This window comes from uncultured Bacteroides sp. (genome assembly GCF_905207245.1).
GTDB lineage: Bacteria > Bacteroidota > Bacteroidia > Bacteroidales > Bacteroidaceae > Bacteroides.
The window spans coordinates 1-7,763 of the sequence record NZ_CAJLKP010000141.1; the positions used below are offsets into that span (position 1 = coordinate 1).

11 protein-coding genes are annotated in these 7,763 nt (G+C 43.6%); 10 read left to right on the top strand and 1 reads right to left on the bottom strand.

Features of this window, described 5'->3' with window-relative positions; all coding sequences use genetic code 11:
* The 10 genes from QZ135_RS23940 to QZ135_RS23985 form a co-directional block, all read left to right on the top strand.
* Positions 1–971 (top strand): ABC transporter permease (locus QZ135_RS23940; protein WP_294615510.1); only part of this gene is annotated, 971 nt, incomplete at its 5' end.
* 185 nt (positions 972–1,156) lie between these two features.
* Positions 1,157–1,927 (top strand): response regulator, encoded by a 771-nt coding sequence (locus QZ135_RS23945; protein ID WP_294615512.1) that lies wholly within the window; start codon positions 1,157–1,159, stop codon positions 1,925–1,927.
* Positions 1,928–2,051: 124 nt separating this feature from the next.
* Positions 2,052–2,444: a winged helix-turn-helix domain-containing protein gene (locus tag QZ135_RS23950; protein WP_055158478.1), complete on the top strand. Its 393-nt coding sequence runs from the start codon at positions 2,052–2,054 to the stop codon at positions 2,442–2,444.
* A gap of 115 nt (positions 2,445–2,559) precedes the next feature.
* The gene (locus QZ135_RS23955; protein ID WP_118651038.1) at positions 2,560–2,754 is read left to right on the top strand and encodes a helix-turn-helix domain-containing protein; all 195 of its coding nucleotides are present in this window, start codon (positions 2,560–2,562) and stop codon (positions 2,752–2,754) included.
* A complete protein-coding gene (locus QZ135_RS23960; protein WP_365979401.1) occupies positions 2,741–3,412 on the top strand; it encodes a response regulator transcription factor in 672 nt (223 codons plus the stop codon). Before QZ135_RS23955 ends, QZ135_RS23960 begins: the two co-directional genes overlap by 14 nt.
* The gene (locus QZ135_RS23965; RefSeq protein ID WP_117995240.1) at positions 3,409–4,422 is read left to right on the top strand and encodes a sensor histidine kinase; all 1,014 of its coding nucleotides are present in this window, start codon (positions 3,409–3,411) and stop codon (positions 4,420–4,422) included. Before QZ135_RS23960 ends, QZ135_RS23965 begins: the two co-directional genes overlap by 4 nt.
* A gap of 101 nt (positions 4,423–4,523) precedes the next feature.
* Entirely contained in the window at positions 4,524–5,291 is a 768-nt protein-coding gene (locus QZ135_RS23970) for an ABC transporter ATP-binding protein (RefSeq protein WP_002578903.1), read from the top strand.
* A complete protein-coding gene (locus QZ135_RS23975) occupies positions 5,278–6,240 on the top strand; it encodes an ABC transporter permease (protein WP_294615524.1) in 963 nt (320 codons plus the stop codon). Before QZ135_RS23970 ends, QZ135_RS23975 begins: the two co-directional genes overlap by 14 nt.
* A complete protein-coding gene (locus QZ135_RS23980) occupies positions 6,207–7,205 on the top strand; it encodes a recombinase family protein (protein WP_294615530.1) in 999 nt (332 codons plus the stop codon). The genes QZ135_RS23975 and QZ135_RS23980 overlap by 34 nt, the downstream gene beginning before the upstream one ends.
* Positions 7,206–7,248: 43 nt before the next feature.
* A complete protein-coding gene (locus QZ135_RS23985) occupies positions 7,249–7,449 on the top strand; it encodes a hypothetical protein (protein ID WP_294615526.1) in 201 nt (66 codons plus the stop codon).
* A gap of 61 nt (positions 7,450–7,510) precedes the next feature.
* Here QZ135_RS23985 and QZ135_RS23990 read toward each other — a convergent pair.
* A partial coding sequence (locus QZ135_RS23990; protein ID WP_294615528.1) for a hypothetical protein occupies positions 7,511–7,763 on the bottom strand: 253 nt, incomplete at its 5' end.

Below are 7,763 nucleotides of genomic sequence, written 5' to 3' on the forward strand. Positions count from 1 at the left end.
AATTAAAGCAGGAAATCTTATCTATTGATGGCGTTACAGATATAATTCCAAGCAGACACACTCTCCATGCAACCATAAAGACGGACATTTACCAAACCGTTGGTATGTGTGATATGCTGACCGACCAAAATTATGCAGCAGTTGAAGCTGCTTTAATGGAGGGAACCATGCCAAAAGATTCCCACAGCATTTTACTTGATTATTATGATGTACTAAGTCAAAATGAAAATATTGTGGTTGGTTCAACCGTTGACTTTTATTTTGGAGAGGGGCAATCACCTATTTCTGTTACCATATCGGGATTGTATAATTCAGGCAAGGTATATTCAGGACATGGAAAAATGCATGTCGATGGGGCAACTATTTTTGCACCAGAAGCGTTGTTCCACGAACTGCACCCGGAAATCACCTCTTTTGATTATTCATGGAGCATTGTGAATGACCCGAAAAAAACGGACTATGTAGGGGCTGAATTGAAAAATATTGTTGCCAGCCATAGCAATATTGCTTTAGATGAAATCAATACAGTGATTGAATATGAAGAAATGACAAATTCCCTTGCGTTTGGCAGTATGGAGATACTTTCATGGCTGGTATTCCTCTTTGGCGTTATCAACCTGATTAACACAACACTCTCTAACCAGATCGCTCGAAAGCAGGAAAACAGTATTCTGCGCTCCATCGGCCTGACCCAAAAGCAGTTATGCAAAATGAATATTTGCGAGGGGCTATGCTATGCGTCCTTTGCAATATTGGCAACGCTGATCGTTGGGCTTCCGGCTTCCATCTTTGCTTGCAGAAAAATGAGTATAGGAGCTTTTGCCGGAAATGTAGTGCCTTACAAATTCCCGGTTTTGGAAATGGGACTGTTCATTCTGGTATTGTTCGGAATGGAACTGATCTTGTCTGTATGGACAATCCGCAGACAGAAAAAGCAATCCCTGATTGAACAAATGCGGGCGATGGAATAACCGTATGGGATCGGCGGGGCGGCGTGTGCTGCCCCGCTTTTTTCGCCATTTCTCAAAAAATTTTTGAAATGTCCGAGCGTTGTAACAATTCAGCCTGTTTTTCTGTCGAAATCAAAGGCACCTCGGACATTTGTGTAACATTTGTAGTTTATGCTTGTGGTAAATCAATATTGGGGTGAGGACACATGAAAAAGATACTGCTGATCGACGACAGCGACACCTATACATGGTGTCTGCAAAAATACTTACAGCACCGGGGCTACCCGGTGAAAACGGCTTGTACGCTGAAAGAAGCGCGGGCCGCCATCCAAGAGGAAATGCCGCTGGTGGTCTGCTGTGATCTCGACCTGCCGGACGGTTCCGGCATGGACTTTCTGGACGAGGTGCGGGCCGCAGACAAGGAGCTGCCTTTTATTCTGGCGTCCTGTCATGACAAGGACGACTACGAACAGGAAGCTATGCGCCGGGGCGCGACGCTGTGCATGGACAAAATGAAAGGACTGCTACTACAAGATAAGCTGGTGGAATACGCCTACCGGCAGTTATCCGGCGAAAAGGCCCCGACTTTTCACAAGCTGCTCTTTGTCTATGCAGAAGATACCAGCGCCGAAGTGCTGCGGGCTGCTATGCTACAAAAGGGCTTTGACCTGATTCTGGTTTCCTCGATTTGGGAAGCCAAGCGCCGGATTTTTGAGGATAAGGAAATAGAACTGATCTTGTGCGATCTGGAACTGCCGGACGGCACAGCAATGGAGCTGTTTCATACGCTACGGCGGGTGACGGGGATGTTCCAAATGAAGAATCCCCCTGTCCGGCTTCTGCCGTTCTTTATCCTCACCGAGAACAACGACCCTGCCACGGAATATGAATACCGGCATGAGGGCGTGAACGACTATATCACCGCCCCGGTCAATATCCCGGAGCTGATCCGGCAGGTTTTGTTCTTTGTGGAGTAATTGAAAAATTTTATGGAGGTGATGATGTGATGGGACATTAGCTGTTTTTGATATAGAAGAATCCGGCAAACAGATTGGCGAAAAGTTATTTCTGCTTCTTAACGAGGAACAAAAGAATGCTCTAATGCAATATATTTTGGAGCAAGGAGTCTGTCATGGAACAGTATTCAATTCCTGTCACACTTCTTCCACAGCAGAGAAAAATCCTCTGACAGAAATACAAGAAGGCGAGCTTTATCTATGCCTGGAACACCGTACTGTCAGGGTTCGTGAACGGATTATCAACCTGACAAGTAAGGAGTTTGATATACTGGCATTACTCATTGCCAATCCCAAACGTGTTTTTACTTACGAACTGATTACCGATTTGGTTTGGAAAGAGGATTGTGATTTCTATTCGAGAAAAGCGATTCATAATCATATAAGTAAGTTGCGTAAGAAATTGCGCTTTGAACCGGATCTTCCAAACTATATTGAGAGTGTCGCCGGAATCGGCTATAAATTTGAACATTTGTAAGCTAAAGCCACGAGATTTTCTTGTGGTTTTAATTAACATCCACTTCCAAACGCTTAATATTGAAGGTTGTATTGTTCGAGCTAAAGAACTATAATAGATTCTATGGAGGTGCGATATGGAATATATGACATTAAAAGAGGCCGCCGAAAAATGGGGTGTGACGCCTCGTAGGGTAAATTATTATTGTGCTGGTGAACGTATTTCTGGAGCAGTAAAGATGGCCGGTATTTGGCTGATTCCCAAAACTGCAGAAAAGCCGATTGATGGCCGGACAAAACAAAGAAGGTGCAGAAAGCATGAAACGATCTAAAATTATGATAATTGAAGATGATCCTGTGATACAGGGAGAATTACAAACTTTATTGAATGGAAATGGATATACAACGCTTGGAGTAAGGAATTTTTCTGCTGTGACAGAACAGATTCAGGATGAAAAGCCACATCTGATTTTGTTGGACATTAAGTTACCCGGAGAGAATGGTTTTGCTTTATGCTCTAAAATTCGTACCTTTTCCGAAGTGCCGATCATCTTTGTGACAAGCTGCAACACGGATATGGACGAGCTGAACAGCATTATGCTGGGCGGAGACGCTTTTATCACGAAGCCCTATAATACAGCGATCCTGCTTGCGAAAATTGCTTCTCTGTTGAAAAAAGTCTATCCCACACAGCAAAGGGAACAGATCGTCTATGGAGATGCGGTGCTGCATCTGGAATCCAGCAGTCTGGACTATAATGGACAGAGCGTAGAACTTACCAAGAACGAATTGAAAATTCTCTATTACCTGTTCAAGAACGGAGGAAAAATCTGTTCTCGTGGAGATATGATTGAATATTTATGGGATAATCAGCTATATGTGGATGACAATGCTTTGAGCGTCAATATCAACCGCATCCGGGAGAAACTGGCGGGCATCGGCCTGACGGATTTTATCAAGACAAAGCACCGACAGGGGTACACGATATGAACAGCAGACGATATTGGAAAAACAGGCTTCCATTTTTGCTGACGAACCTTGTTTGTATGGCTGCACTCACTGTATTTTTGCTGGTGTGCGGCAATTCGGTTTCCGCAGTAGTATTGATCCTGATTGTATGGGCATTGATTTTGCTGACGGGACTTGTCCTCACTTACTGGAAACGGAAGCGGCAGATGAAAAAACTTCTGGATATGGCGGAGCAGCTTTCCGAAAGATACCTTATTTCCGAAGTGATGGAGCTGCCGGAACAGGCCGAGGATCAGGTTTACTATCAGCTTTTGAAAATGGCTGGAAAATCCATGTTGGAACAGATTGGAGAAGTCGAGCGGGAACGCCTGGAGTACAAAGAATACATTGAGCAATGGATTCACGAAATCAAAACGCCCATTACTGCCATGAAACTCCTATGTGAAAACCACCGGACGGACTGGACAAAGGAACTTCTGCTGGAACTGGAAAAGACCAACCGCTTTACCGAACAAGCTCTTTATTACGCCCGCAGTGAGCATACAGAGAAAGATTATTCTGTCCGGGAAATGGCACTGTCCCAAGTGGTGCATCAGGCGATTGCAGATAATAAATATCTGCTGCTCCAAGGTGGTATGCGTCTGGAAGTGGAGGAAATGCAGGACACGGTTTATTCAGATGAAAAGTGGGTGCGCTTTATTCTGAACCAACTGATTGCCAATGCGGTCAAGTATCGTACGGAACAACCGGTTCTCCGCATTTCTACTCATAAACGGCAAGATCAGGTTATTCTTGTCGTGGAGGACAATGGAATCGGGATTGCTGCGTCCGATCTGCCCCGTATCTTTGAAAAGGGATTTACCGGTCAGAATGGTCGTATGATCCAGCAGTCCACAGGCATTGGCCTGTACCTATGCAAACGGCTCTGTGAAAAGCTGGGCATTGGCATTGCGGCAGAATCATCGGAACAAGGAACCGCCATTTCCCTGGCGTTTCACATCAACTGTCTGATCCATGAAGTGCAGGGCTGATTGCGGTCCTGCACTTCTTACATTTTTGTTAGAACTTTGTAAGAAAACTTGATACAAACGAAGCCACTCTTATTCTACAATAGAGATCAGAGGTGATAACAATGAAAGAAATTTTGAAACTGGATCATATCCAAAAATATTACGGAAATGGCGGGAATGTTACAAAAGCAATTCAGGACATTAGCTTTTCCGTTCAGGAGGGAGAATTTGTAGGAATCATGGGAGCATCCGGTTCCGGCAAGACTACCCTGCTCAACTGTATTTCCACCATTGATACCGTCAGTGCGGGACATATCTATCTGGACGGAACCGATGTGACGGAAATCAACGAAAAACAGATTGCCCGGTTTCGTCGGGAGAATCTTGGATTTGTATTTCAGGATTTTAACCTGCTGGACACTCTGACAATCTCGGAAAACATTGCCTTGGCACTGACTATCAACAAGGTTCCCGCAGGCGAGATTGATGGGCGGGTGCGGGAAATGGCCGGAAAGCTGAATATCACGGATATTCTGGATAAATACCCCTATCAGGTGTCCGGCGGCCAGAAACAGCGGTGTGCCTGTGCCAGAGCTATTATCAACCAGCCTAAGCTGATCTTGGCGGACGAACCTACCGGCGCGTTAGACAGTCACTCGTCACAGGCCTTGCTCTCCACAATCCAGAGTATTAACGAAAGCCTTGACGCCACAATCCTGATGGTAACACACGACGCTTTCTCGGCAAGCTATGCCAATCGTATTCTCTTTTTAAGAGATGGTGCGATCTTCACGGAAATTCTCAAAGGCAGTGATTCTCGTAGGGTTTTCTTTGAAAAAATCTTGGATGTCCTTACCATGATGGGAGGGGGCGTGAATGATGTACGCTAAATTAGCACTTGAAAATGTAAAGAAATCTACAAAAGACTATTTGATATATATTGTCACTCTGACGGCGTGTATATCTATGTTTTATGCTTTTCTTTCCATTTCCAGCAATTATTATGATCCGAATATAGGAGCAGAATTTAATTTAGATATATTAGGTGATGGAATAAAATATGCGATTCTATTGATTACCGTATTGCTGATGTTCCTTATGCAGTATGTAAACCACTTTATGATACAACGGCGAAAAAGAGAATTTGCAATTCAGAGTATTATTGGAATGGAGCAATCAACGATAGCTCGACTTTTCTTTGTAGAATCACTAATAATGGGAATTTTTTCGCTTATTGTGGGGATAGGATTAGGTGGTGTGTTTTCTCAATTCATTACTGCTATGCTGCTTCAAATGTATCATAAACCATTTGAATTTTCATTTATGCTTTTTCCAGATACAATCATTTTGACGATTCTATTTTTCTGCATATGTTTTGCGACAGTTGGTTTATCTCAAGTTCGCACGATACGAAAAATAAAGATAATTGATATGCTAAATGCAGATCGAAAAAATGATATATTGGGAACCCCCCACAAATGGATATACAAACTCTTTCCAGTAAATTTTGTCCTTTATCTGCTGATTACCTTTTATAATATTAGAACCCTGTCTTACTACTTTAACGGAGAATTTGAACTGGTAATCAAAATATGGTCTGCAATCAGCATTATTGTACCAATTCTGATGTTGATTACGCATATAAGGGAAAGATTCAGAAGAAAAGAACAAAACACAGTAAAGCAGCTCTTTTTGATTGAATGTATTGGCCTGTTGGAACTGATTATTCTTTCCATATTGCCAGTTTTCAAAGTATTGTCAAACGAGTTTTTGAATTATCGAAACAGGGCAACAGCGTTCATCAGATTGCGAGAACCTTGTGCGAGGATGGTGTTCTGATTCCGAGAGCATACAGGGCAATGAAGAACGGCACTCTGGAAACAAGTACAGGATTTAAGTTTCCAACGGATTGGGTAGCAAAGAATGTGAAGATGATTTTGGAGAATCAAGTGTACCTGGGACATATGGTTTCTCATAAGACACAGACCAAATCATTTAAGAATAAGAAGCCGGTTGCAGTTCCGAAAGAAGAATGGATCATAGTACGGAACACCCACGAAGCGATCATTGATGAAGAAACCTTTGAACTGGTGCAGAAATTCATCAGTGTAAAAAAACAGCCGAATAAAACAGGACGTCCTAATATATTTGTGGGTCTTGTGAAATGCCCGGATTGTGGTCGCAACATGGCGTTTTCTAATCCAAATGGAAGGGAGCCTCGCTTTCGCTGCAGAACTTATGTAAGGAATAGCAATCTTTGTACAACCCATGCCATTTCTTATGAGGCGTTGCAACAGATTGTTATGAGTGATATTCAAAAGCATATTAAGAATATGGAAGCCTTAGGAGATCAGTTTATACAGGAAATGCACGAATTGAGCGAAAAAGGCGGCAGTAAGAAAATCAAACAGTTCGAGAAAGACTTGGAAGTAGCAGAAAAACGGATTGCAGAAATTGATAGTGTGATTATGAAGCTCTTTGAGCAGAATGCACTCGGTAAGATTTCTGATGAACGCTTTGAAAAGATGTCCTCAGCTTATGAAAGTGAGCAGAAAGAACTTGCTCAAAAAAGAGACGAATTAAGAACTAAAATCAGAGCGGAAGAAAAGAAAACACAGAGTACCAATCAATTTTTGGAAACAATTCGTAAGTATGAAACAGTAACAGAACTGAACCGTTCTATGCTGGTGGAGCTGATTGATAGTATTTATGTATATCAGGCAGAGGGAACCGGCAAAGATCGTAAGCAAAGAGTGGAAATTAACTATCGTTTTCTTGCGGGGTCTCAATGTGGTATCGCCTGACGGGAACGGGCGTGTGGGGCGGACGCTGCTGAACTACTGGTTGATGATCAACGACTATCCCCCCACCATCGTCTATGAGGAGGATCGCCGCGCCTATTATGACGCGCTGCAATCCTACGATGAGCAGGAGGACTTGATCCCACTGGTGCAGTTCCTGGAAGCGCAGACGGTAAAGACGTGGTCGCGCAGCACGGACGGCAAGAAGCCTACATCCCATAAAAAACTGAACTCATTTCTGCTGTGATGCGGCGGATCTAAGTCAATATAAAAAGCTCCCGGTTTGATGATGACCGGGAGCTTTTCTGCTAGGCGATATTTTTCTTTCGTCGGCACTGGGTGCAATGCCCACAGGGTATTTTCATCTGTTCGCCGTAGTACTTGGCAATGGAACCCCACAGGCAGTCAGGGGATTGTATCGCCTTGACCAGTGCGGTTACACAAGCAGTTCTTGCTCCTTTCTTTGGTGTATATCGAAACACGGCATCATCAACCAAGCGTTTCTCCGCCTCCTCCTTCGAGTCCGGCTTCCGTGCGGTACGGGAACTGCCGCATGACGGA